22 protein-coding genes are annotated in these 22,962 nt (G+C 74.5%); 10 read left to right on the top strand and 12 right to left on the bottom strand.

The window, feature by feature from the left end; translation table 11 throughout:
* Positions 1-18: 18 nt before the first annotated feature.
* The 5 genes from AB0G08_RS17720 to AB0G08_RS17700 are packed head-to-tail and all read right to left on the bottom strand — an operon-like array spanning position 19 to position 6,971.
* The gene (locus AB0G08_RS17720) at positions 19-888 is read right to left on the bottom strand and encodes a sugar ABC transporter permease (protein WP_358088853.1); all 870 of its coding nucleotides are present in this window, start codon (positions 886-888) and stop codon (positions 19-21) included.
* Positions 889-926: 38 nt separating this feature from the next.
* Complete coding sequence (locus tag AB0G08_RS17715) at positions 927-1,976, bottom strand: ABC transporter ATP-binding protein (protein WP_358088739.1); 1,050 nt, start codon at positions 1,974-1,976, stop codon at positions 927-929.
* Entirely contained in the window at positions 1,973-3,295 is a 1,323-nt protein-coding gene (locus tag AB0G08_RS17710; RefSeq protein ID WP_358088736.1) for a sugar ABC transporter substrate-binding protein, read from the bottom strand. Before AB0G08_RS17710 ends, AB0G08_RS17715 begins: the two co-directional genes overlap by 4 nt.
* Before the next feature lie 2 nt (positions 3,296-3,297).
* Positions 3,298-4,152: a carbohydrate ABC transporter permease gene (locus AB0G08_RS17705; RefSeq protein ID WP_358088733.1), complete on the bottom strand. Its 855-nt coding sequence runs from the start codon at positions 4,150-4,152 to the stop codon at positions 3,298-3,300.
* A 26-nt stretch (positions 4,153-4,178) separates the two neighbouring features.
* On the bottom strand, positions 4,179-6,971 hold the full coding sequence (locus tag AB0G08_RS17700) for a sialidase family protein (protein WP_358088730.1): 2,793 nt from the start codon (positions 6,969-6,971) through the stop codon (positions 4,179-4,181).
* A gap of 171 nt (positions 6,972-7,142) precedes the next feature.
* Here AB0G08_RS17700 and AB0G08_RS17695 point away from each other — a divergent pair, with 171 nt between their 5' ends.
* The 4 genes from AB0G08_RS17695 (at position 7,143) to AB0G08_RS17680 (ending at position 9,796) form a co-directional block, all read left to right on the top strand.
* A complete protein-coding gene (locus AB0G08_RS17695; RefSeq protein ID WP_358088727.1) occupies positions 7,143-7,955 on the top strand; it encodes an SDR family oxidoreductase in 813 nt (270 codons plus the stop codon).
* Between the two features lie 195 nt (positions 7,956-8,150).
* Positions 8,151-9,050: a pentapeptide repeat-containing protein gene (locus AB0G08_RS17690; RefSeq protein WP_358088724.1), complete on the top strand. Its 900-nt coding sequence runs from the start codon at positions 8,151-8,153 to the stop codon at positions 9,048-9,050.
* 230 nt (positions 9,051-9,280) lie between these two features.
* The gene (locus AB0G08_RS17685; protein WP_358088721.1) at positions 9,281-9,517 is read left to right on the top strand and encodes a preprotein translocase YidC; all 237 of its coding nucleotides are present in this window, start codon (positions 9,281-9,283) and stop codon (positions 9,515-9,517) included.
* 48 nt (positions 9,518-9,565) lie between these two features.
* Complete coding sequence (locus AB0G08_RS17680) at positions 9,566-9,796, top strand: hypothetical protein (RefSeq protein WP_210838116.1); 231 nt, start codon at positions 9,566-9,568, stop codon at positions 9,794-9,796.
* Between the two features lie 29 nt (positions 9,797-9,825).
* Here the strand turns inward: AB0G08_RS17680 and rnhA are convergent, their stop codons facing one another.
* Positions 9,826-10,305, bottom strand: coding sequence for a ribonuclease HI (rnhA, locus tag AB0G08_RS17675; RefSeq protein ID WP_358088719.1), 480 nt, complete (start codon positions 10,303-10,305; stop codon positions 9,826-9,828).
* Positions 10,306-10,404: 99 nt separating this feature from the next.
* Here rnhA and AB0G08_RS17670 point away from each other — a divergent pair, with 99 nt between their 5' ends.
* Entirely contained in the window at positions 10,405-11,517 is a 1,113-nt protein-coding gene (locus AB0G08_RS17670) for a serine hydrolase domain-containing protein (RefSeq protein WP_358088716.1), read from the top strand.
* Between the two features lie 6 nt (positions 11,518-11,523).
* Here the strand turns inward: AB0G08_RS17670 and AB0G08_RS17665 are convergent, their stop codons facing one another.
* Positions 11,524-12,774: a lycopene cyclase family protein gene (locus tag AB0G08_RS17665; protein ID WP_358088713.1), complete on the bottom strand. Its 1,251-nt coding sequence runs from the start codon at positions 12,772-12,774 to the stop codon at positions 11,524-11,526.
* Positions 12,775-12,966: 192 nt separating this feature from the next.
* Between AB0G08_RS17665 and AB0G08_RS17660 the strand changes: the two genes are divergently transcribed.
* From AB0G08_RS17660 to AB0G08_RS17645, 4 genes are all read left to right on the top strand, one after another.
* Positions 12,967-13,806, top strand: a complete 840-nt coding sequence (locus AB0G08_RS17660) for a metalloregulator ArsR/SmtB family transcription factor (protein WP_358088711.1) — start codon at positions 12,967-12,969, stop codon at positions 13,804-13,806.
* A 335-nt stretch (positions 13,807-14,141) separates the two neighbouring features.
* Positions 14,142-14,630 carry a hypothetical protein gene (locus AB0G08_RS17655; RefSeq protein ID WP_358088708.1) on the top strand — a complete coding sequence of 163 codons (489 nt, stop codon included), beginning with the start codon at positions 14,142-14,144 and terminating at the stop codon, positions 14,628-14,630.
* 94 nt (positions 14,631-14,724) lie between these two features.
* Positions 14,725-15,345 (top strand): class F sortase, encoded by a 621-nt coding sequence (locus AB0G08_RS17650; protein ID WP_358088705.1) that lies wholly within the window; start codon positions 14,725-14,727, stop codon positions 15,343-15,345.
* 88 nt (positions 15,346-15,433) lie between these two features.
* On the top strand, positions 15,434-16,513 hold the full coding sequence (locus tag AB0G08_RS17645; RefSeq protein WP_358088702.1) for a magnesium and cobalt transport protein CorA: 1,080 nt from the start codon (positions 15,434-15,436) through the stop codon (positions 16,511-16,513).
* Between the two features lie 51 nt (positions 16,514-16,564).
* On the opposite strand, the gene AB0G08_RS17640 is transcribed toward AB0G08_RS17645, so the two are convergent.
* The 5 genes from AB0G08_RS17640 to AB0G08_RS17620 all read right to left on the bottom strand — a co-directional run bounded on the left by AB0G08_RS17640 (position 16,565) and on the right by AB0G08_RS17620 (position 21,045).
* Complete coding sequence (locus tag AB0G08_RS17640) at positions 16,565-18,031, bottom strand: FAD-dependent oxidoreductase (protein ID WP_358088699.1); 1,467 nt, start codon at positions 18,029-18,031, stop codon at positions 16,565-16,567.
* On the bottom strand, positions 18,028-18,339 hold the full coding sequence (locus AB0G08_RS17635) for a (2Fe-2S)-binding protein (protein ID WP_358088696.1): 312 nt from the start codon (positions 18,337-18,339) through the stop codon (positions 18,028-18,030). Before AB0G08_RS17635 ends, AB0G08_RS17640 begins: the two co-directional genes overlap by 4 nt.
* Positions 18,332-19,519 (bottom strand): FAD-dependent oxidoreductase, encoded by a 1,188-nt coding sequence (locus AB0G08_RS17630; protein WP_358088693.1) that lies wholly within the window; start codon positions 19,517-19,519, stop codon positions 18,332-18,334. Before AB0G08_RS17630 ends, AB0G08_RS17635 begins: the two co-directional genes overlap by 8 nt.
* Positions 19,516-20,436 (bottom strand): dihydrodipicolinate synthase family protein, encoded by a 921-nt coding sequence (locus tag AB0G08_RS17625; RefSeq protein ID WP_358088690.1) that lies wholly within the window; start codon positions 20,434-20,436, stop codon positions 19,516-19,518. Before AB0G08_RS17625 ends, AB0G08_RS17630 begins: the two co-directional genes overlap by 4 nt.
* Positions 20,437-20,508: 72 nt before the next feature.
* A complete protein-coding gene (locus AB0G08_RS17620) occupies positions 20,509-21,045 on the bottom strand; it encodes a helix-turn-helix domain-containing protein (RefSeq protein WP_089000224.1) in 537 nt (178 codons plus the stop codon).
* A 302-nt stretch (positions 21,046-21,347) separates the two neighbouring features.
* On the opposite strand from AB0G08_RS17620, the gene AB0G08_RS17615 reads away from it, so the two are divergent.
* Positions 21,348-22,955, top strand: a complete 1,608-nt coding sequence (locus AB0G08_RS17615) for an ABC transporter substrate-binding protein (RefSeq protein ID WP_358088687.1) — start codon at positions 21,348-21,350, stop codon at positions 22,953-22,955.
* Positions 22,956-22,962: the final 7 nt, after the last annotated feature.

Genomic DNA, 22,962 nt, shown 5'->3' with positions numbered 1-22,962 from the left:
CCGCCGCACATCGCGGGGTCACACCGGGTAGAACGCCCGGTAACGGCGGATCAGCCGCCACTGCACCAGCACCGCCGCCACGGTCAGCAGGATCATCACGAGGGTCGCGGCGGCGGCGTAGCCGTAGCGCAGGTACTCGAAGCCGGTGCGGTAGACGAACAGCGACAGGTAGGTGGTGGCGTACGGGGGCGGGCCGCCGTCGGTCACCACGAAGGCCGGCACGAAGGAGAAGTGCAGGCTCTGGATGGCGTCGCGCACCGCCAGCAGCCCCAGCACGGGCGCCATCAGCGGCAGCGTGACCCGGCGGAACACGTCCCAGCCGGTGGCGTCCTCGATCGCCGCCATCTCGTAGACGTCGCGGGGCAGCGCCCGGCGGGCGGCCAGCAGCACCACGAAGGTCTCCCCCACGGTGAACAGGCTCATTCCGATGATCGCCGCGCGGGCGTCGGTCGGGTCGGTGAGCCACTGCGGCGGGGTGCGTCCCAGCGCCGTCAGGCCGTTCTCCCCGCCCGTGCGCAGCAGCTGGTTGATCGGGCCGTAGAGCGGGTTGAGCAGCCAGAGCCAGAGCAACCCGTGGGCGATCTCCGGCACCGCGGTCGGCAGCACCGCCGCGGTGCGGGCGCTGCCGACGCCGAGCGCCCGGCGGTGCAGCAGCAGCGCCAGGCCGAGGGCGAAGAGCACCCGCAGCGGTACGGCCACCAGCGCGAAGACCAGCGAGTTGGTCAGCGACACCCAGAACACCGGGTCGGCCAGCAGCGCCGCGAAGTTGTCCAGCCCCACCCAGCGGGGTGGACGCAGCAGGTCGTACTCGGTGAAGGCCAGCGCCAGGGTGACCGCGGCGGGCAGCAGCACCAGCCCGACCAGCCCGACCAGGTACGGCGTCAGCATCAGCGCCAACTGCCGGCGCGAGCGGCGGTCCGGGCTCGTCACGGGGCGTACCGGCGCCCGGAGCCGGCGTGGAAGACGTGCACGTCGGCCCAGCGCACGCCGACGCGTACCGCCGCGCCGCGGTCGGGCCGGCGGGCGGCGGGCACCCGGGCGACGACGGGGTGCCCGCCGTCGAGGGTCAGGTACGCGTACGCGTCCTCGCCGACCACCTCGACCCGGTCGACGGTGGCCGCCGCGCCGTCGGTCGCGGCCAGGGTGACCGCCTCGGGCCGGAAGCCGATCTCCAGCCGGCCGGACTCCGTGACGGTCGCCCCGGGCGGTGCCGTGCCCGTGGGCCGCAGCGGCCCGTGCGCGGGGAGCAGGTTCATCGCCGGGGAACCGACGAAACGGGCGACGAAGGTGCTGGCCGGGGTACGCCAGATCTCGTCGGGGGTGCCGACCTGCTCGATGCGCCCGTCGCGCAGCACGGCGATCCGGTCGGCGAGCACCAGCGCCTCGGTCTGGTCGTGGGTGACGTGCACCATCGTCGCGCCCAGCCGGTCGTGCAGGGCCCGCAGCTCGGCGCGCATCTGCACCCGCAGCGCCAGGTCGAGGTTGGACAGCGGCTCGTCGAGCAGGAACACGTCCGGCTCGCGGACCAGCGCCCGGGCCAGCGCCACCCGCTGCCGTTCCCCGCCGGAGAGCTGCCCGGGCCGCCGGTCCAGCAGGGCGGCGCAGCCGACGGTCTCCGCCGCCGCGCGGGCCCGCTCCCGGGCCACCGCGCGAGGCGTGTCGCGCACCTCCAGGCCGAAGGCGATGTTCTCCGCCACGCTCAGGTGCGGGAAGAGCGCGTACGACTGGAACACCATCGACACGTTGCGCCGGCCCGGACGCTCGGCGGTGACGTCGCGGCCGGCGATGCGGACGCGGCCGGCGGTGACCGGCTCCAGGCCGGCGACGACCCGCAGCACGGTCGACTTGCCGGCCCCCGACGGGCCGAGCACCACCAGCAGCTCGCCCCGGGCGACGTCCAGGTCCACCTCGTGCAGGACGGTCGCACCCCGGTACGCGGCCGAGACGCCCGCCAGGGCGAGGCCCGGATCGCTCACCCGTGCTCCCCGCGGGCGAAGATCGGCCGGGTCTGCCGGTCGAGGTCGCGGATGACGTCGTCGAGCCGGTCGCCCCGGTGCACGGCGTTCTCCAGGATGCCGTAGGTGACGTCCTCGATCTCCGGCCAGGTGGAGACGGTCGGCAGCGCCCGGACGGTGGGGATGGCGTCGAGGAAGACCTTCGCGCTGCGCGGCGGCTGGGCCGGGCCGAGGAACGCCGGCGACCGCGACACCTCGACGTGCGACGGGACGGTACGGCCGGTGGCCGCGATGATCCGCTGGCCCTCCTCGGCGATGGCGAACTCCAGGAACCGCCACGCGGCGTCCTTGTGCTTCGCGCCCCGGGTCATGCAGTACGCGTCGGAGTGCAGCACGCCGACCTGCTCCTTGTACACGGGCAGCGGGGCGACGTCCCACTCGAAGCCGGTGATCGAGCGGAACGTGGTGGTGGAGCGGCGGGAGCTCATCAGCATGGCGAGCCGGCCGTTGGCGAACCGCGACTCGTCGTCCTCGGCCTCCACCTCCTCGTCGGTGGGCACCACCCCGTACGCCAGCCGCAGATCGACGAGGTTCTTCAGCGCCTCCCGGGCGGCCGGGGCGTCCAGGGTCAGCCGGGTCGGCTTCGCCGGGTCGTCGACGATCTCGCCGCCGGCCGACCAGACGAACGGGGCGAGCCGGATGATCGACGGCTCCACGCCGAGGCCGTGCACGGCCGGGCGCAGCGCCGCGCCCTCGCTCTCGGTGGCCTTGACCACCACGCCGCGGGAGTCGCGGGTCATCGCCGTCGCGGTGGTGACCAGGTCGTTCCAGGTCCAGCCGGCCCTCGGCTCGGGCACGCCGTACTTCGCGAACAGGGTGCGGTTGTAGTAGACGGCCAGGCTGGAGACGTTCTGCGGCAGGCAGAGCTGCCGGTCCTTCCACCGGAAGGCGTCCCACGCCACCGGGTAGTAGTCGGCCGGGTCGACGGCCTCGGAGGCGGCCAGCCGGTCGTCCAGCGGCTCGATGACGTCCTTGGCGGCGAACTGGCCGTAGAAGCGGTAGTTCATCAGGAACAGATCCGGCGGGGCGCCGCCGGCCACCGAGGTGGCCAGCCGGGCGAGCAGGTCCTTGCGGTCGCTGGCCTCGACGAGCTGCACGTCGGCGCCGGGGCGGGCCTTCTCGTACGCCTCGACGAGGGTGCGGTAGGCGGCGAGTTCCTCGGGGGCGCCGAAGACCAGCAGCCGCACCGGCCCGTCGGCGGACGACCCGGAGCCCGAGCCGCACCCGGTGGCGGCCAGCACGGCGGTGAGCAGCAGCGCGAGCAGCGCCTTCGGTCGCATGGTCAGTTCCGTCCCGTCGGGTCGTCGTGGTGGAGGAAGCGCCGCTGGGCGAGCACGAAGACGGCCAGCGCCGGCGCCGTGGCCAGCACCGCGCCGGCCAGGAACACCGGGAAGTTCGTCGGGTCCAGCACGGACAGGGAGCGCAGCGCCAGCGGCAGGGTGAACAGGTCGCGGTCGTAGACGTAGACCAGCGGGTCGAGGAAGTTCGACCAGGTGAGCACGAAGGTCAGCGCGGTGAGGCCGGCGGTGACCGGGCGGACCAGCGGCAGGGCGACCCGCCACCAGGTGCGCAGCGGCGAGAGGTCCGCCACCAGGCAGGCGTCGTAGAGGTCGCTCGGCAGCGCCCGGAACGCCAGGTAGTAGACCAGGACGTAGAGCGGCGAGGTGCCCAGCAACGCCGGGGCGACCAGCGGCACCAGGGTGTCGGTCAGGCCGAGCGTCCGGAAGATCGCGAAGCGGGGCACGAGCAGCGCCGTGGCCGGCACCATCAGCGCGACCAGGGAGGCCGCCACGACGACGGCGGTGGCGCGCGGGGAGATCCGGGCCAGCGCGAAGCCGGCCAGCGAGGCGACGAGCACGCTCAGCGGCACCGCGACGACCGCGACCAGGACCGAGTTGAGCGAGGCGCGCAGCAGCCCGCCCAGCTCGACGGCCTGCTGGTAACCGGTGGTGGAGACCGGCTCCGGCACGAGCTGCGGGGTGGGCGGCGGCGGCAGGCCCGGCTCGGTGAGCGAGCCGGAGACCAGCAGGAGCAGCGGCGGGACGAAGACGAGCAGGACGAAGGCCGCGCCGAGGGTGCGCCAGGCGCGGCCGGCCGCCTCGGGCAGCGGTGAGGGGCCGCGCGCGCGGCCCCTCACCGTGTCGTTGCCGATGGTCGCCTTCCTCAGAGCGTGAGCTGCCAGGCGCCGAGGCCGTGCGAGGCGGCGTAGAGCAGCCGCTTGCCCGGCACGATGGTCAGCCCGGCGACCTCCACGTTCGGCATGCCGCGGGCCGCCTTCACCCAGGTGGTGCTGCCCTTGGCCAGCCGCAGGACGCCGAAGTCGGTGGCCGCGTAGAGGGTGCCGGTGACGTCGTCGCGGACCAGGTCGGTGATCGGCTGGTCGCCGAAGTCGTACGACCTGTCGGTCCAGGTCGCGCCGGCGTCGGCCAGCCGCACCTCGAACGCGTGCCCCACGGTGGCCGGGGTGTTCGAGTTGAACCCGCTGTAGGAGACCCACGCCCGGGCCGGGTCGGCCGGGTCGACGTGGATGCTGGTGACGAAGCGGTTCGGCGTGGCGGCGGTGTCGATCCGCGTCCAGGTGACCGCCGACGCCGGCTCGGCGTCGACGTTGCGGGACACGAACACCCGGCCGGTGCTGGTGGCCGCGTACGCCGTGGACGAGTCGGAGGCGACCCGCTCGACGACCGAGACGGCGCCGCCGGCCCGGTCGCCCCACGCGGCGTCGGTCAGGTTGACCGTGCCCAGCGGCGCGAAGTCGCCGCACTGCGCCTCGAAGGTGCCGGTCCAGGTGTTGCAGATCCGGTTGGCCTCGGCCAGGCTCCGGTCGCCCAGCCCGAACGTCTTCGTCCGGTAGACGGTGCGCGAGGTGCCGGCGAACATCGTGCCGCTCACCTTCGGGTCGGTGATCACCGGGGCGTAGAACAGGGTGCCCGGCTGCCCGAAGATCGGGTCCGAGATCGAGATCCAGCTGCCCACGTCGCCATTGGCGAAGTTCACCTCGGGCGAGGCGTCGTAGAAGGTGTGGAAGCGGAACTCCGGCTTGCCGACGTCGAAGCCGGACGCGCCGCCGTCACCGATCATCGTGTTGACCCAGCGCCGGCGCTCGCCCTTGTTCTCCCAGGTGCCGTTGTCCTGGGTGCCGCCCTGTAGCAGGCGGTGGTCGTGCGGGCTGGCCGAGAGGCTGATGAACTGCAGCGTGTTCATGCCCTTGTTGATGCCGTCCAGCTTCGACGGGATCTTCGACAGCATCTGCCGGCAGCGGTCCTTCTGCGCCTGCGTGGTCAGGTTGCGGTCCGGGTTGTCGCACCAGGCCGAGCGGTCCACGAACTGGCCGCTGGAGCGCATCACGCCACCGTCGTTGGCCTCGAAGAACTGGTACGGGTTGCGTGGGTTGGTGACCAGGGCGTGCTGGTCGGGGTGCAGGCCGTTGGGGTGCAGCTCGTCGGTGCCGTCGTAGGTCATGTCGGTGCCGCTGACGCCGGCGTCGGTGGAGAGCACCACCGCCCGCTTGTGGGCGACGGTCTCGCCGTAGACGTAGGAGCCGCCGGTGTAGACGATGTCCGGGTGCCCGGCCGGGGTGTGCACGAACACGTCGTACCAGCACTGGCCGGTGCACTGGTTGTAGGTGGCGTAGCCCGGGTCGGCCGGGTTGGCGCTGCTCAGGTCGGCGAACGCGGGGGCGCCGCCGGCCACGTCGTCACTGCGGAACAGCCGCGAGTACGGGTTGCCGACGTTGCCCTCGTAGACGTACATGCGGGTCTTGCCGTTCGGCAGGGCGGTCACGTCGATCGCGGCCCGGGTCTGGAAGACCGCCGGGTTCAGCGAGGGCTTAATCTGCGTCCAGGTGGCGCCGGCGTCCGCGGAGCGCCACACCCCCCGGGCGTACGAGGAGGCGTAGACGGTGTTCGCGTCGCGCGGGTCGAGCTTGACGTAGCGCACGCCGCGCGGCGAGCAGGTGGCGGTGTTGTTGTACTCCGCGGCGCTGCCCGTGCACTGCGTCGCGTCGGCCGAGCCGTTGTGGATGAACTTCCAGTTCGCCCCGCCGTCGGTGGACTTGTAGAGGCCCCACTTCTCCGCGTCGGGCACGGGCCGGGTGACGCCGGTGCAGCAGGAGCTGGACATGCCGCGCAGGGCGGTGGTGGTGGCGACGTAGAGCGTCTTCGGGTCGCCGGGCTTGACGGTGATCTCACCGATGCCCTTGCCGGCGAGCGCGTCCTTGCCCAGCGGGCCGTTCCAGGTGACGCCGCCGTTGGTGGACTTGTAGAGGCCGACGCCGGCGACGCAGCCGGAGGCGCAGGTGTTCGCCTCGCCGGTGCCGACGTAGATGGTCAGCCCGGTCTTGTCGTTGCGGTCGATCTTGACCGAGCCGGCGGCGTTGATGCCGAGCGGCCCACCCAGGTAGAACCACTTCGGCTCGGCCGCCAGGACGTTCAGGGTGCCCCAGACGCCGCCGCCGGCCGGCGTGACGTAGGCCCGGCAGAGCAGGGCGTTGCAGTCCGGGGCGATGTCGATGGAGGTGACCCGGCCACCCGCGACGTACGCGTTCGGCACGTAGTTGGAGGCGTTGCGGAACTCGGTGAACGGGTAGAGGGCCTCGCTGGGGCCGATGTTGGTCCAGCCGCGGGTGCCGCCGGCGCGCCGCTCCGCGGCGGCGTACGCCGACTTGGACCGGTCGACCTGGGCGATGCTGATCGTGTCGGCCGGGTACGCGCGCTCCAGGAACTCCTGCTGCGCGGCGTTGCCGGGTCCCTCCGGCGACATGCCGTCGCTGCCCGGCACGGCCTGGCGCAACCGCTCCATGTGGGCACCGAGCGCGCCCGGCATCTCCCCGTCGCCGGCCGCGGCGACGGGGGCCGGCACCTGGGCGCCGGCGAAGTGGATTCCGATGAGCCCGGTCGACGCCACCAGGGCACCGACCGCCAGTCCTGCGAGCAGATGGCGACGTCTGCGCTTCACGAGGTCCCTCCGGCAGATGACGGCGCCACCTCGGCGCGACCCTCCGGATTGGTGATCGTCACTGGCAGCGTCCACGGTGGAGAATGGCAGAGCGCATCGACGCAGACAATCCCCTGCATGGACCGGGATCGACGCATGGTTGCATTCGCATGGAACGGGTAGTGCGCCAGCATGCCATCGCGTTACGAGAACTACCCGAGGATCGCCATCGTCACGGGCGCCGATTCCGGCATCGGCCGGGCCTGCGCCGTCGCCCTCGCCGGGGCCGGCTTCGACGTCGGCGTCACCTGGCACCGCGACGCCGACGGCGCCGAGCGGACCGCCGCCGAGGTGCGCGCCGCCGGCCGGCGCTGTGAGGTCGCCGAGCTGGACCTGACCCGACTGCCGGGCGCCGACGCGGTCGTCGACGAGCTGGCCGACCGCCTCGGCGGCCTCGGCGTGCTCGTCAACAACGCCGGCACCGGGGCCTCCACCCCGTTCGTCGACACCGGCTGGGAGCAGTGGCGTGAGGTGCTCTCCGTCGACCTCGACGGGCCCTTCCTGTGCGGACAGCGGGCCGCCCGGCGGATGCGCGCGGCGGGGCTGGGCGGGCGCATCGTCAACATCACCAGCGTGCACGAGCACGCGCCCCGGGTCGGCTCGGCCGCGTACTGCGCCGCCAAGGGCGGGCTCGGCCTGCTGACCAAGGTCATGGCGCAGGAGTTGGCGGCGGACGGGATCACCGTCAACGCGGTCGCCCCGGGCGAGATCGCCACCCCGATGACCGGGCAGGAGGACGTCGACCCGTTCACCGAGGAGCGGCCCGGGGTGCCGGTCGGGCGGCCCGGCGACGCGCGGGAGGTGGCCGCCGTGGTCGCGCTGCTCGCCTCGCCCGCCGCCGCGTACGTCACCGGCGCGTCCTGGGCGGTCGACGGCGGCATGCTGATGATGGGCCCGCAGGCCAGCGCGCTGGAGTCGCACGACTGGCGCTCGGTGGGGGGATGACCAACGGCCACGCGCGCCGGGTAGCGCCGATGCGGGGGTGAGCGGAGCCGGGGCGGGACGGCCCGCGTCGGCCCGCCCGGCGGGTGCGGGCAGCCGCACCCCGCGGCCGGTGAGCGGGGCGGCGGCGGGACAATGGGGGCCTCCGCCCGCGAGGCCGCCGGCGGGATCCCCCCGATCGGCAGGAGAACGGTCAGCGTGTCGGAAACCCCCGAGGCGACGTCGTCGGCGGACGGGCTGCGCGCCGACTGCGCCCGGTGCTTCGGGCTCTGCTGCGTCGCGCCCGCCTTCGCCGCGTCGGCCGACTTCGCCATCGACAAGCCCGCCGGTCGGCCCTGCCCGAACCTGCGGGCCGACTCGCGCTGCGGCATCCACGCCGACCTGCGCGACCGGGGCTTCCCCGGCTGCACCGTCTTCGACTGCTTCGGCGCCGGGCAGCGGGTGGCCCAGCACACCTTCGGCGGGCGGGACTGGCGCGACGCGCCGGAGACCGCCGCGCGGATGTTCGACACGTTCGCGGTGATGCGGCCGCTGCACGAGCTGCTCTGGTACCTGACCGAGGCGCTCGCGACGCGCCCGCCGCAGCCGCTGCGCGACGAGTTGTCCGTCGCGCTCGACGAGACCGAGCGGCTGACCCGGGAGCCCGCCGGGTCGCTGCTGACACTCGACGTGGACGCGTACCGGGGGCGGGTCAACCCGCTGCTGTCGCGCGCCGGGGACGCGGCCCGGGCCCGGGGCGGCCGGCCCGGCGTGGACCGGCGGGGCGCCCACCTGTTCGGCGTCGACCTGCGCCGCGCCGACCTGCGCCGGGCCAACCTGCGCGGGGCGCTGCTGATCGGCGCCGACCTACGCGGCGTCGACCTGCACCTGGCCGACCTCACCGGCGCCGACCTGCGCGGGGCCGACCTGCGCGGCGCGGACCTGTCCGGCAGCCTGTTCCTGCACCAGTCGCAGCTCGACGCGGCCCGGGGCGACCGGCACACCGCCCTGCCGCCCGGCCGGACCCGCCCCGGGCACTGGTCACCGCTGTCCCTCACCCCCCTGCGCCACCCACCCCGCTCCCCCGCCCGCCCCACCCGCCCACCCCGCCGCCGCTAACCCCACCCCGCCCGTCCCGTCCCGTCCCGCCCCCGTTCTCCGCGATCATGCAGTTGTGGTGCCAGTCATGTCCGGTCTGCGACCGTTTTGTTCAGCACCACAACCGCATGATCGCCGCGGCAGGGGCGGCGGGGCCGGGCCGGGGCGGGCCGGCGGGGCCGGGGTTTCGGGTGGGGGGCTGCGGGTAGCCGGGGCCGGAATGGCAACGGCGGACGGCACGGGAGGCAGCGGTGGGGTATCGGGCGCGCGACGGTGAGCTGCCGGTCGACCCGGCGCACGCCGAGGACGAGGCCGGCCAGGCACGGCTGGTCCAGGTCGAGGCGGACACCGACGTCCCGGCGCCGGACGACACGACGGAGAAGCCCGACATCGTCACCGAGGACGACGGGTCGGGCGTGGCGGGCGGCGCGTCGGGCAGTTCCAGCGGCGGATCCGGCATGCCGGGCCACCCGGACGCGGCGCGCTGAGCACCGCCACGCACGTTTGCGGGCAGGCCATCGGGGCAGGAGTGCGGCATGACCGAACAGAACCGTACCGACCGGGCCGCCACCGACGAGCCGGACGGCGCCACCGCCATGCAGGCGTCGCTGCGTCCGCCGGGCGAGTCCCTGCACAGCACCGACGACACCGGCGACGACTTCGCCGACCTGCCGGCCGAGGACCGGCGGTCCGCCCGGGAGGTCAGCCGCGCCGGCTACGACGTGGACGCCGTCTCCGGCACCACCGACCCGAGCCGCACCGAGTGACCTGATCGCCGGCTCGCCCGCCGGCCCGGTCAGCGGCCGGCGGGCACCACCGACGCGCGGGCCTCGACCATGCCCCGGTTGGCCAGCGCGTCGGCGCGCTCGTTCTCCGGGTGGCCGTTGTGCCCCTTCACCCACAGCCAGGTGACCTCGTGCTGCGCGCACGCGGCTTCCAGCCGCTGCCACAGGTCGGCGTTCTTGACCGGCTGCTTCGCGGCCGTCCGCCAGCCGTTGCGCTTCCACGAGGCCAGCCAGCTCGTGATGCCGTTGCGCACGTACGTGCTGTCGGTGTGCAGCTCGACGGTGACGGGCCGGGTCAGGCTCTCGAGCGCCTGGATGGCCGCCATCAGCTCCATCCGGTTGTTGGTGGTCGGGGTCGCCTCGCCGCCGCACAGCTCCCGCTCGTGCGCGCCGTAGCGCAGCACCACGCCCCAACCGCCGGGGCCGGGGTTGCCGCTGCACGCCCCGTCGGTCCAGATCTGCACGACCCTGCCGGCCGTCTCATCCACCATGTCGGCAACCTACCGAATCCGCGCCGCCTCCCCCGCCGTCGGGGGCGGTGGCGTGGTCGGCGGAAAAGGCCGTGCACCCGACCGCCGGCCACTGGCAGCATGCCTCCCGTGACAGGGGGCTGGGACGGCCTGCGGGCCGAGGTGCGCACGAGGATCGACGAGCTGGTGGCCTCCGGCCGGGAGGCCGGCGTGCAGGTGGCCGCCTATCTGCACGGGAGGCAGGTGGTGGACGAGGTGGCGGGCGTGGCCGACCGCGCCACGGGCCGCCCGCTCACCTCCGGCACGCCGATCTGGAGCGTGTCGACCGGCAAGGGACTCACCGCGACGGTGGTGCACGTGCTCGCCGAGCGGGGCCTGCTCGACTACGACCTGCGGGTCGCCGAGGTGTGGCCGGAGTTCGCCCGCCACGGCAAGGGCGGCATCACCCTGCGACACGTGCTGACCCACACGGCGGGCGTGCCCGCGCTGCCGGCCGACGTCACGGTCGCCGACGCCGGCGACTGGGACCGGATGTGCGGGATCGTCGCCGACAGCGTGCCGCTCTGGGCGCCGGGCGACGTGCTCGCGTACCACGCCTGGACCTTCGGCTGGCTGGTCGGCGAGGTGGTCCGGAGGGTCACCGGCCGGCGGATGTCGCGGGTGCTCGCCGAGGACGTCGCCGCGCCGCTCGGCGTACCCGGCGAGCTGTTCTTCGGGGTACCCGAGGCCGAACTGGACCGGCTGGCCCCGGTCGCCGACCGCAACCTGTCGGCGATGCTGGACTGGGCCGCCGCCAACCTGCCGAACTTCGACCGGGTCGCCCCGCCCGGTCTCCGGCCCGACGCCTCCGTCGGCACCCGGCCCGAGTTCCTCCGCGCCGACGTCCCCGCCACCGGGACGATGTCCGCCCGGGCCGTGGCCCGGATGTTCGCCGCGCTGATCGGCAAGGTCGACGGCGTACGCCTGATCTCGCCGGAACGGCTGCGCGAGGTCGGTGCCGTGGCGGTGCGCGGCACGGAGTGGGTCTTCGGCCAGGAGGCGAGCTTCGGCCTGGGATACGCGGTCGAGCCGGACGGCGCGTTCGGCTGCGCGGGCAGCGGCGGCAGCCTCGCGTACGCCTATCCGGACCTGGGCCTGACCGTGGCCGCGACGAAGACGCTGCTCGGCGCGGGCGACGGCGACCCGATGGAGGAGCTGCGCCGGCTCGTCCGCGACGCCGTCCGCGCCGGCTGAGGCGACTCAGCCGTCGGCGTCGGCCCGGCCGCCGACGACCGGTCGCGGAACCGTCCACGTCGCCGAGCGCCGGGCCGGATCGAGGCGGTCGCGGAGCCGGGCCGCGGCGTCGCCGGCCGTGGCGGCGACCATCGGCAGCAGCCGGGTGGAACTCATCAGCGCCACCTCCTCCGCCGGGCTGGTGCCGCCGTCGAGGAACCGCAGCACCCGCTCGGCGGGGTTGCGGTCGAAGAGCCGGCCGAAGAAGTCCGGCCCGTCGACGCCGCCGGCGTCCAGCGCCCGGAGCGCGACCGCGTCCATCCAGCGGTGGCGACGGGGGTACGCGGGGCCGGGCACCGGCGGGCGGCCGGCGGCCAGGGCGCGGGCGACCTGTCCGGCCTGGCGGTGCATGGCGGAGAAGGTGAAGCCGGTGGACGGCCGGGTGGCGCCGCCGGCCGTGCCGAGGCGGACCACCCGGGGCGAGGGCCGCGCCTCGAACGGACCGTCGGTCATCGGGATCACCCCGTTCTCCACCTCCCGCACGGTGAGCCGGGTCGGGTCGAGGCCGAGCAGGTCCCGGTAGCCGGCCAGCGCCGCGTCGTACCCGGCGTCGGTGAGCAGGTCGGGGCCGAACTCCGTGTACTCCACCAGGGCGTAGCGGTCGCTCACCGGCAGGACGTAGCCGAACGACACGCCCCGGGCGGGCTGCGGGGTGCGGAAGTCCATCAGGACGGCCCGTGCCGGGTCGAAGACCGGCGTGGCGGACTCCAGCCACCAGCCGCGGAAGTGCTGGAGCCAGTTGGTGCGGCCGGGTCGCCGGGGCGGCCGGGGCCGGGAGTCCAGCACCCAGGAGGCACGGACGGTCGGGCCGGCCCCGCCGGTACGCACCAGGACGTGCCGGCCGTCGTCGTGCAGGGCCTCGGCGGGCGCGACGACCCGCCGCACCCCGAGCCGCCGCTCGGCCTCGGCGGCCCGGTCGTAGACCGGGCCCGAGCGCAGCATGGCGTACCGCAGGGGGGCGAGGTCGAGCACGCGGCGGCCGGCGGGCGTCGCCACCTCGACCTGGGGCCAACTGGCGGCCAGCAGCGGGTCCAGGTCGCTGCCGGGCCGGTCCCAGAACGCCCAGGTCCGGTCCTGGCCGCGCCGGTGGACCGGGTCGACGACGGCGATCCGCAGGCCGCGCACCCCGTGCCGGTCCAGGGCCGCGAGGACCAGCGACGCCGCGCCGCCGCCGCCGACCAGCGCCAGGTCGACGTCCAGCGGTGCGCAGGTGTTCACGCCGCCCACGCTGCCACACCGCCCGGGCCGCCCGGCCACCGACCGACCCTGCCGCCCCGAGGCCACGGGCACCGGCGGGCGACCGGCGGCAGGCCGTACGCATCCGTCTCGCGCAGTCGCTGGACACGCAGCCGGCCGGTTGCCTATGCTCCGAAAGGCAGCCAGGCGGCTGCATGTGCGAGGTGAGCAAGGGTGGACGACGTGTTCCGGGCGCTGGCCGACGCGAGCCGGCGTCGACTCCTCGACGACCTGAACCTGCGCAACGGACAGAGCCTCCGCGAGCTGTGCGCCGGGCTCGACATGACCCGACAGTCGGTCAGCAAGCACCTCGCGGTGCTGGCGGCCGCCAACCTGGTGACCACCGTGCGACGCGGCCGGGAGAAGCTGCACTTCCTCAATCCCGCGCCGATCAACGCCATCGCCGAACGGTGGATCGACCGCTACGACCGCGAGCGGGTGCGCGCACTCGCCGACCTGCAGAGAGCACTGGAGCGGGAGCCGATGTACAGTCCCACCTTCGTCTACACCACCTACGTCAACACCACGCCCGAGAAGCTCTGGGCCGCGCTGATCGAGCCCGCGTTCACCCGCCGGTACTGGGGCGGCGTCGCGCTGCGCTCCGACTGGCAGGTCGGCTCCCCCGTGCTGTGGCAGGACGAGCCGGGTGGCGAGTTCCGCGACCTCGGCCAGCGTGTCCTGGTCGCCGATCCGTACCGCCGACTCTCCTACAGCTGGCACGGCTTCCAGCCGGAGCACGCCGCCCACTTCGGCTGGTCCGACGAGGAACTGGAGGCCCGGCTCGGCGAACGGAGGTCCCGGGTCACCTTCGACATCGCCCCGTACGGCGCGTTCGTCCGGTTGACCGTCACCCACGAGGACTTCTCCCCGGGCAGCGAGATGTACCGGGCGGTCAGCGGCCAGCTCGACGGCAGCGGCGGCTGGCCGGAGCTGCTGGCCGGCCTCAAGTCGCTGCTGGAGACCGGGGAGCCCCTGCCCGGGCCGCGCCCGGAGAACCCGACCGCGCAGGGCTGATCCCAGCAGACGGGCCGCGACGGGCCCAGGGCGGCGGGCCGGACGCGTACGGCCCGCCACGGGGCATCGTTCCGAGACGGGCCGAGACGGCCCAGCCCCGACAGCACGACCCCCGGCGACACCGGCACGGCCAACCCTCGCGGGCGGGTCGTGCCGGCATTTCCGCTGCTCCCTCCGCCTCGGGGGTGGACTCGTGACGGCAACGAAGATTTCTCATTTTCACCGGATCGGGGCCCCAACCCTCCTAGGGTTGGTCACACCGGTGCTAGTCACGGAGTTGGCCACCCGAACGACGTCCCACGCAGTCAGCGGACGAAAAGTGAGGGAAGACGCGTATGAAGGCAAAGACAGTTCTCGTATCGGCGGCGCTCGGCGTGGGTCTCGGCACGCTCCTGCTCCCCGGCGCGGCGCTGGCCGACACCGTCGTGTCACCGGCGACCACGCCGGTCGGCGGGACGGTCGTGCTCACCGCGACGACCTGCAACCCGAAGTCCGGCGACGCGATCTTCCGCGTCACCGGGCCCGACCGCGACCAGAACGTCCGGTCCACCACCGCGGCGGCCGGCGGCGGGCTGAGCGCCGAACTCTTCACCGCCGGCTTCACCCTGGGCACCTACACGGTGACCGCGACCTGCGGCGACGGCAGCGCGGCCGGCAGCGCCACGTTCACCGTCACCCCGATCGGCGGCGCCCAGGCCGGCGGCCGTGGCGGCGCCGACGGGACCGGGGCACTCGCGGCCGGCGGCGCCCTGCTCGGCTCCGCCGCGGGCGGCGCCCTGATCCTGGCCCGCCGCAGGCGCCAGATGGCGGCGGCCACGCTCTGACCGGCGGCCCCGCGCCGTCCATCCCTGGAACGGGTGCCCGCACCGGTGAACCACCGGAGCGGGCACCCGGGCGAACGCGTACGGAGGTGGGATCGTGTCCTGGCGCAGGCCCGGCTGGGCGGCGACGGTCGTCGTCCTGCTCGGCACGACCGGGCTCGGCCTGGTGGCCACCGGGGTGGCGACGACCCCGCCCCGCCCGCCCCGGCCGGAGGCCGCCGACGCCCCCGCGCCGGCCCGCTCCGCGCAGTCGGTGCCGCCGCTGCACCCGGCCGAGCCGGTCGACGTGCGGATCCCGGCCATCGACGTGCGGGCGCGGGTCGTCCCGGTGGGCGCCGACGCCGAGGGGCACCTGGAGGTGCCGCCGCTGGACCAGCCCACCGTGGCCGGCTGGTACCGGCACGGCGTCACCCCCGGCGAGACCGGCAACGCCGTGATCGTCGGGCACGTCGACTCCGCCGCCGGCCCCGCCGTCTTCTTCGACCTCGGCCGGCTGAGGACCGGCGACACCGTACGGGTCACCCGCGCCGACGCCAGCGTCGCCACGTTCGCCGTCGACGGCGTCGGGTCGTACCCCAAGGACCGCTTCCCCACCGACCTGGTCTACGGGCCCAGCGACGCGACCGGCCTGCGCCTGATCACCTGCGGCGGCCGGTTCGACCGCGACAGCGGCAACTACGTCGACAACGTCGTCGTCTTCGCCACCCGGGTGCCGTGAGCCCCGGATCCGCCGGCGCCGAGTACGGTGTCCGCGCGGATGCCGGCGAGGCGAAGGGGGACGGGTGGCTCGGCGGGTGAGAGAACGGGTGGGTCTGTCGGCCGTGTTCGACCGGCTGCTCGGCCGAGCCGTGCCGGGGCAGCGCGGGCCGGAGCCCCGACGGTCCAATCCCGACGCCGTGGTCGACTGTGCCGTCTACGTCGACGGGCGGCGCGAGCCGGGCCGCCCGCACTACGCCGACGCGTACGCCCGCAGCCGTCGTGGCCGCGACGCCTTCGTCTGGCTGGGTCTGCACGAGCCGGGCCCGGCGGTGCTGGCGGCGGTCGGGCGCACCTTCGGGCTCGACGACCTGACCGTCGAGCAGGCGCTCGCCGACGGCCACCGGCCCACCGTGCGGCGCGACGGCGACGTGACCCTGCTGGTGCTGCGCACCGCCGGATACGTGTTGCACGCCGAGCTGACCGACACCTCCGAGGTGATCGACACCGGTGACGTGATGGTGCTGCTCGGCGACCGTTTCGCCATCACGGTGCGGCACGGCGCGGCGGGCGCGCTCACCTCGGTCCGCGCCGACGTGGAGCAGCGCCAGGCAATGCTCGCGCAGGGCCCGTGGGCGGTGGCGTACGCGGTCTGCTCCCGGATGGTGGACCTCTACCTGGAGGTCGCCGGGCACGTCGAGCGGGACCTGGAACGCATCGAGGAGGCCGTGTTCGCCCGCGACCGCTCGGCCGACATCCAGCACATCTACCAGCTCAAGCGGGAGGTGGTCGAGTTCAAGCGGGCGGTGCAGCCCCTACAGGTGCCGCTGCGTTCGCTGCTCGACCAGCGGCCCGACAACCCGCCGCGTGAGCTGTACCGGTGGTTCGTCGACGTGGACGCCCGGCTGACCCGGGCGGTGGACCGGGTCGCCGCGTACGACGACCTGCTGAACTCGATCCTGCAGTCCCGGCTGGCGCAGCTCGCGGTGGACCAGAACAACGACATGCGCAAGATCGCCGCGTGGGCCGCCATCGCCGCGACCCAGACCGGCATCGCCGGGGTCTACGGCATGAACTTCGCCAACATGCCGGAGCTGGGCTGGCGCTACGGCTACCCCGCCGCGCTCGGCCTGATGGCGCTGACCGCCCTCACCCTGTACCGCCTCTTCCGCCGCTCCGGCTGGCTCTGACCGGGCTCATCACCGCCGCCGGGCGGACCCCTTCCACCTCCAGCAGCTCGGTCAGTCCGTGCCGGGCGGGCCGTCGCCGAGCGCGAGCGCGCGCAGCGGGACGGGCTTGACCGGCGCCTGCGCGGTGAACGCGCCGACCTCCTCCGGCCCCCGGCCCGTCAGCGTGGAGATGAGCTGGCAGAGGCCCGGCTGGCAGGACCGGCCCTGGCACAGGCCCATCCCGGCGCGGGTCACCAGCTTCACCGCGTTCGCGGTGCCCAGGTGCGGGTTGGCGCCCAGCGCGCGGCGCACGTCGCCGGCCCGCACCTCCTCGCAGCGGCAGAGCACGGTGTCGTCGGTGACCAGGCTGCCCAGGGCCGCGCGGTCCGGCGCGAACCGGTCGAGCACCTGGGTGACGAACCGTCGCCGGCGGCGCAGTTCCCGGCGCACCGGGCCGGCCAGCGTGGCGGCCCGGCGCTCGTCGAGCAGCCCCAGGTCGCGCAGCACGCCGAGGGCCGCCAGCCGGCCCTCGACCGCCGCCTGCTCGGCGCCCGCGACGCCGGTCAGCTCGCCGGCCACCGCGATGCCCGGCACCGAGGTACGCAGCCACTCGTCGTGCCGGACCACCCAGCCGCCCGCCGGGGAGTCCCAGGTCACCGCGCAGCCGGCCTGCCGGGCCAGCTCGACGGAGGGGACGAAGCCGTACCCCAGCGCCAGCACGTCGCAGGGCACGGCCCGGTCGGTGCCGGGCACCGGCTGCCCCGTGGGGCCGACCTCGGCGAGGGTCACCGTGCTCAGGTCCGGGTCACCCTCGGCGCGGCGGACCACCGTGGCGAACCGGACCGGCACCCCCGCCCGGCGCAGGACGCGCAGCGCGCCGACGCCCTCGGCGATCTTGCCGCCCGCACCCGCCGCGGCGGCCAGCCCGGCCGGTCCGGGCACCAGGTCGCGGCGGCGTTGGATCAGCGCGACCTCGACCACCCGGGCGCCGGCCCGCACCAGCTGGGCGGCCACGACCAGCAGCAGCGGGTGGCCGCCGGCCAGCACGAACCGGTCGCCCGGCAGCAGGCCCTGCGCCTTGACGAACGTCTGCACACCGCCCGCCGTGAGCACTCCCGGCAGGGTCCAGCCGGGGAACGGCACCGGCAGGTCGTACGCGCCGGCGGTGAGCAGCACCGCCCGGGGTTCGAGCAGGCGGACCCCGGCCGGGCCGTGCGTGGCGACCCGGTAGCGGCCCGGCGGGGGCTGCTCGCCCGCGTACCCGTCGAGGCCGGCCCGGGTGCCGAGGACGCCCCACACCGTGGTGTCGGCGAGCCACCGCACGCCGGGCGCGGCGGTGGCCTCGGCCAGCAGCGCCCGGCCGGCGGAGGAGGGTGCGGCCGGCGGGGTGAAACCGGCCGGCGGGCGGCGGTAGATCTGTCCGCCCGGCTGCTCCTGCTCGTCGACGACGGTGACGGCGGCGCCGTGCCGGCCGAGGGTGGCGGCGGCGGCCAGGCCGGCCGGGCCGGCGCCGACCACCACCACGTCGGGCGCGCTCACCGGGGCACCGCCGTGCGGACCCGCATGCCGGCCCGCACCCGGATCAGGCAGGACCGCTGGCAGGGCACGTCGTCGACCGTGACGACGCACTCGAAGCAGATCCCCATGTTGCAGTAGGGCCCGCGGCGGGCGCCGCCGCGCGTGGTGCCGACCGCCCGCTCCCCGGCGGCGAGCAGCGCGGTGGCCAGCGACTCGCCCGGGTGGGCGGGCACCGGCCGCCCGTCCACCTCGATGGTGACCGGCGCGGGTCGCCGCATCGCGGTGCGCCGGGGCGCGTGCGCGGGGTCCGGCGGGCGGTGTTCAGACAAAGTTCAGCGCTCCGAAGCGGGCGGGTGAGTAGTCCTCGATCGACCGGTCGGCCTCGCCGGTCACGACCATGGCGGCGAGGAGCCGGGCGTAGGTGAGGCCGAGGGTGAAGGCCGAGCCGCCGGTGGCGACGTAGAGCCCCGGCCGGCGCGGGACCGCGCCGAGCAGCGGCAGGTGGTCCGGGGTGAGCGTGGTCATGCCCGTCCACGTCCGGATCACCGGCAGGTCGAACACGGCCGGGACCACCCGGGCGGCGTCGGCGTTGCCGACCAGCGACTCGTAGCGCAGCTCCGGGTTGGTCTCCAGGTCGACCCGGCCGGCCCGGCTGACCAGCTTGGCCGGCCAGCCGCCACCGATGAGCACGTTGCCGTCCTCGGTCTGCTTCATCGACAGCCGCCGGCCGACGTGCTGGATCAGGTGCGGCAGGAACGGCCGGCTGCGGGCGGTGGCGCTCATCGTCAGCCCGACCGGGAAGACCGGCAGCCGGACGTCGGCCATCGCGGCCAACTCGGCGGTCCAGACCCCGCCGGCCAGCACCACCGTGTCGGCCAGGTGGGTCTCCCCGGCGGTGTCCCCCGGCCCGGTCCCGGTGCGCAGTTCCCAGAGCCGGCCGCGCCGGTGCAGCCCGGTGATCCGGCAGCCGGTGCGCAGCACGGCGCCGTGGCGGCCGGCGGCCCGGGCCAGCGCCGGGGTGACCAGCCGGGGGTTGGCCTTGCCCTCGCCGGGCACGTGACCGGCGGCGAGCACGGTGTCCGCCAGGTACGGTGCGAACCGGCGCAGCTCCGCGCCGGAGAGCACGGTGACGTCGAGGCCGTACTCGCGTTCCAGGGCCGCCTTGCGGTCCAGCACGGCGATCTCCGCCGGGGTCTCGGCGAGCATCAGCCCGCCGGTGCGCGACACCCCGCACCGCTCGCCGAGCTCGTCCTCGATGCCCGCCCAGGCCCGCACGGCGTCCAGGTGCAACGGGAGCGCGCGGGCCGCCGCCCGGGCCGCGTCGTCGCCGTGCTCAACCATCCGGAACTCCAGCTGGAAGTGCAGGCTGCCCGCGTTCTGCCCCGAGGCGTGCCGGTTGACCTGGTCCTTCTCCACGAGCAGGACCCGGTTGCCGGCCCGGGCGAGGTGCCAGGCGGTCGCGCAGCCGAGCAGGCCGCCGCCGATGACCGCGGTGTCGTACGCGGTCATGGAAGCAGGTCGAGCTGGGTCATGGTGGCCCGCACGCGGTCCTGTTCGGCCGGGGTCAGCGGGAGCAGCGGCGCGCGGACGTGACCGGCCGGCACGCCACGCAGGGTGAGCGCGTACTTCATGATCGCCTGGGCGTTGCCGAAGCGGGCGCCGTAGTCCGGCCCGAACCAGTCCTCCATGATCACCCGGTCGCGGGCGCCGAGGACCCGGGCCCGGTCGAGGTCCCCGGCGCGCAGGGCGCGGAAGAAGTCGGGGTGGTCGGCGCCGAGCACCGCGCCGGCCCCCATCAGCCCGTCGCCGCCGATCGTGGTCATCAGCTCGATGCCCACCTCGTTGGTGGGGATGCCGAAGTAGCGCACGCGGTGCCGCAGGGCCACCAGGCTCCGGACGAAGCCGCCGAAGTCCGGGGTGGAGTTCTTGACCGCCACCACGGTGTCCAGCGCGCTCAGCTCCAGCAGCAGGTCGGCGTCCAGGTCGACGCCCGTGCCGCGGGGCCAGTTGTAGACGCAGAGCGGCAGGTCCACCGCCTCGGAGACGGCCCGGTAGAAGGCCACGACCTCGGCACGGGTGGGCACCACGTACGGCGGCGGGGTGAGCAGGATGCCGTGCAGGCCGGCGTCCCGGGCGGCCTCGGCGTGCCGGATCGCCTCCGCCGGCGTGTACGCGTTGCAGCCGCCGAGCACCGTGAGCCGGTCGCCGACCCGCTCGGCGGCCGTCCGGAACAGCGCGGCGCGCTCCTGTTCGGTGAGGCTGAACCACTCGCCCGTGGTCCCGCCGACGATCACCCCGTGCAGCCGCTCGGCGGCGAGCCAGTCCAGTTGGACGCGCCAGGCGGCGAGGTCCAGCTCGCCGGTGGCGGTGAACGGGGTGGTGACGGCCGGGAGGTAGCCGAACCAGTCGACGCTGTCACGGTCCACTGCGGGTCCTTTCGACGGGCGGCGTCGTACCGCCCACGTGCGCGACGCGGGCCGGGTGACGTGCCGGATGGGTCAGGGGGTCGGCGGGGTGACCGCGATGATGAGCCGGGCCCGCTGGTCGCTGGCGTTGCGGTAGAGGTGGGGCAGCCGGGAGTCGAAGGTGATCGCCTCGCCGGTCTTCAGCACGTACTTCTCGCCACCGATCTCGGCGACGACCTCACCGGTGACGGCGATCGCGCACTCGGTCGAGGGGTGCGCCCACGGCTCGGTCGAGCTGGCGTCGCCGGGCGCCAGCTCGGCTTCGAGCACCTCCAGGTCACCCCGCCCCGGCGTGAGCCGGTCGTAGGCGATCTGCCCGGGCGGCGCGGCGAGCCGGGACCGCGAGCCGGGCCGGCTGATGTGCACCAGCGGGGCGTCCGGCTCGGAGAACAGCGCCGCGATGGAGGTGTCGAAGACCTTGGCGAGCTTACGCAGGGTGGCCAGGCTGGGGTCCGTGGCGCCGTTCTCGATCTGGCTGAGCAGGGCGGGTGAGACGTCGGCCGCGGCCGCGAGCTGGCGCAGCGTGAGGGAGTGCTGCTGGCGCAGGTCACGGAGCTGGTCACCGAGCATGCGTCTTTCCTCGTTCCGAAAACAGGGTGGCTAGAAATGTTTGACGTGACTATACGCCGCTGTCTAGCATGGTCAAACATATGGTGAACGTGTTTGGCGCTACTAGACAAGCCGCGTCGAGGCACGAACCGGACGGGAGTGCCGTCCGGGTACATCCAACCCCATGACGGCACCACGGCGAAGACCGCGAAGCCGCCACGGTTGGCACCAGCGGCCCGACCTCGGCGTCCCGGCGTCGCCGGGCCCGACAGCCCCCAGAGCCCGTCCCGCGCGGGCCGGCCCATCACGAAGGTAGGAACAGCATGTCGGTGTCCCCTCGCCGGCTCCGCGTCGGAGCGATCGCTCTGGCGGCGCTGGCCATAGCCTCCAGCACCGCGTGCAGCGCGGGCGGCAGCGGAGGAAGCGGTAACGGCGGTTCGGCCAAGACCCTCACCGTCAACACCTCGTTCGTCCTCAAGACCCTCGACCCCGGCCGGATCTACGAGGCGACCGGCCTCACCGCCGTGCACTCCCTCTACGACACCCTGCTGACCTTCGAGGGCTCGGACGTCAGCAAGCCCGTCCCGGCGCTGGCCGAGTCGTACGAGGCCTCGCCCGACGCCAAGACCTTCACCTTCAAGCTGCGCGAGGGCGTGAAGTTCTCCGACGGCACCGCGCTGACCGCCGACGACGTGGTCTTCTCCCTCAACCGGCTGAAGAACGTCAAGGCCAGCCCCGCCGTCATGGTCAGCGGCCTGACGTTCGCCAAGACCGACGAGCGGACCGTGGTGGTCACCTCGGCGACCGCCGACCCGAACATCCCCGTGGTGCTCGCGATGCCCTCCACGGGCGTCGTGAACTCCAAGGTCGCCAAGGAGCACGGCGCGACGGACGCCGCCGACGCCGCCAAGAGCGACACCGCGCAGCAGTACCTCGACACGAACTCCGTCGGCAGCGGCCCGTACGTGCTGAAGTCGTACGACCCGTCGGCGCAGGTGGTGCTGGAGGCCAACCCCAACTACTGGGGCGCCAAGCCCGAGTTCAGCCGCGTCGTGCTGCGCAACATGGACGTGCAGACCCAGAAGCTGACCATGCAGCGGGCCGGCGGCTCCGAGATCGCGCTGGACATCTCCGGCAAGCTGCTGGAGGGGCTGCCGGGCAGCCTGAAGACCTCCGGCGTGCAGGACACCGTCTACTTCCTCTTCCTCAACGCCGACCCGGCCGTCTCTCCGGTGACCTCGAACGCGAAGTTCAACCAGGCGCTGCGCGCCTCCCTGGACTACGAGGGCCTCGCCGCGCTGTACGGCAAGGGCGCCGCCCCCGGCGCCGGACTCGTGGCCCCCGCGTTCCCGGGCGCGCTGCCCGCCGCCGAGCAGTCGAAGCGTGACGTGGCGAAGGCCAAGGCGTTGCTCACCGAGGCGGGGCTGACCAACCCGACGGTCAAGTTCAACTACCCGGCCATCACCTACAAGGGGGTCGACCTGGGCACGGTCGCGACGAAGGTGCAGGGCGACGCCGCCGAGGCCGGCATCAAGCTGGAGCTGACCCCGCAGCCGCTGACCACCTTCCTCGACGAGATGCGGACGGGCAAGATGGCCCTCGGGTTCACCCCGCAGAGCCTGAACTACCCGGTCGCCGACTCGCTGATCAACAACATGTCCCCCGGCCAGGCCACCGCGCTGCGCTCGGGCTGGACCGTCGAGCGGGCCGACCCGGCCGTCGTGGCCGCCGGCAAGAAGGTCACCGCGACCCTCGACCTGGCCGCCCGGGCCGACGCCATGCAGGAGTGGCAGCGGGCGATGAACGCCGCCTCGCCGTACGTCGTCCTGGCCAGCAACTCCTCCACCGTGGTGGCGAGCAGCGACCTGACCGGCACGGACTACACCGCCGCCGGTTGGCAGGTCGACCTCGCCGCGGTGGGCCGAGGGTAGTCACTCC

The organism is Micromonospora sp. NPDC023644 (assembly GCF_040640115.1).
Lineage (GTDB): Bacteria > Actinomycetota > Actinomycetes > Mycobacteriales > Micromonosporaceae > Micromonospora.
Note: the sequence above shows the minus strand (reverse complement) of the source record. Positions and strands in the feature narration are given on the sequence as shown.

What these genes read in the sequence shown, in the direction of transcription:
- AB0G08_RS17720 (WP_358088853.1), bottom strand. Translation starts at nt 888, where the DNA reads ATGCTGACGCCGTACCTGGTCGGGCTGGTCGGGCTGGTGCTGCTGCCC.
- AB0G08_RS17710 (WP_358088736.1), bottom strand. Translation starts at nt 3,295, where the DNA reads ATGCGACCGAAGGCGCTGCTCGCGCTGCTGCTCACCGCCGTGCTGGCC.
- AB0G08_RS17695 (WP_358088727.1), top strand. Translation starts at nt 7,143, where the DNA reads ATGCCATCGCGTTACGAGAACTACCCGAGGATCGCCATCGTCACGGGC.
- AB0G08_RS17680 (WP_210838116.1), top strand. Translation starts at nt 9,566, where the DNA reads ATGACCGAACAGAACCGTACCGACCGGGCCGCCACCGACGAGCCGGAC.
- rnhA (WP_358088719.1), bottom strand. Translation starts at nt 10,305, where the DNA reads ATGGTGGATGAGACGGCCGGCAGGGTCGTGCAGATCTGGACCGACGGG.
- AB0G08_RS17670 (WP_358088716.1), top strand. Translation starts at nt 10,405, where the DNA reads ATGCCTCCCGTGACAGGGGGCTGGGACGGCCTGCGGGCCGAGGTGCGC.
- AB0G08_RS17655 (WP_358088708.1), top strand. Translation starts at nt 14,142, where the DNA reads ATGAAGGCAAAGACAGTTCTCGTATCGGCGGCGCTCGGCGTGGGTCTC.
- AB0G08_RS17630 (WP_358088693.1), bottom strand. Translation starts at nt 19,519, where the DNA reads ATGACCGCGTACGACACCGCGGTCATCGGCGGCGGCCTGCTCGGCTGC.
- AB0G08_RS17620 (WP_089000224.1), bottom strand. Translation starts at nt 21,045, where the DNA reads ATGCTCGGTGACCAGCTCCGTGACCTGCGCCAGCAGCACTCCCTCACG.
- AB0G08_RS17615 (WP_358088687.1), top strand. Translation starts at nt 21,348, where the DNA reads ATGTCGGTGTCCCCTCGCCGGCTCCGCGTCGGAGCGATCGCTCTGGCG.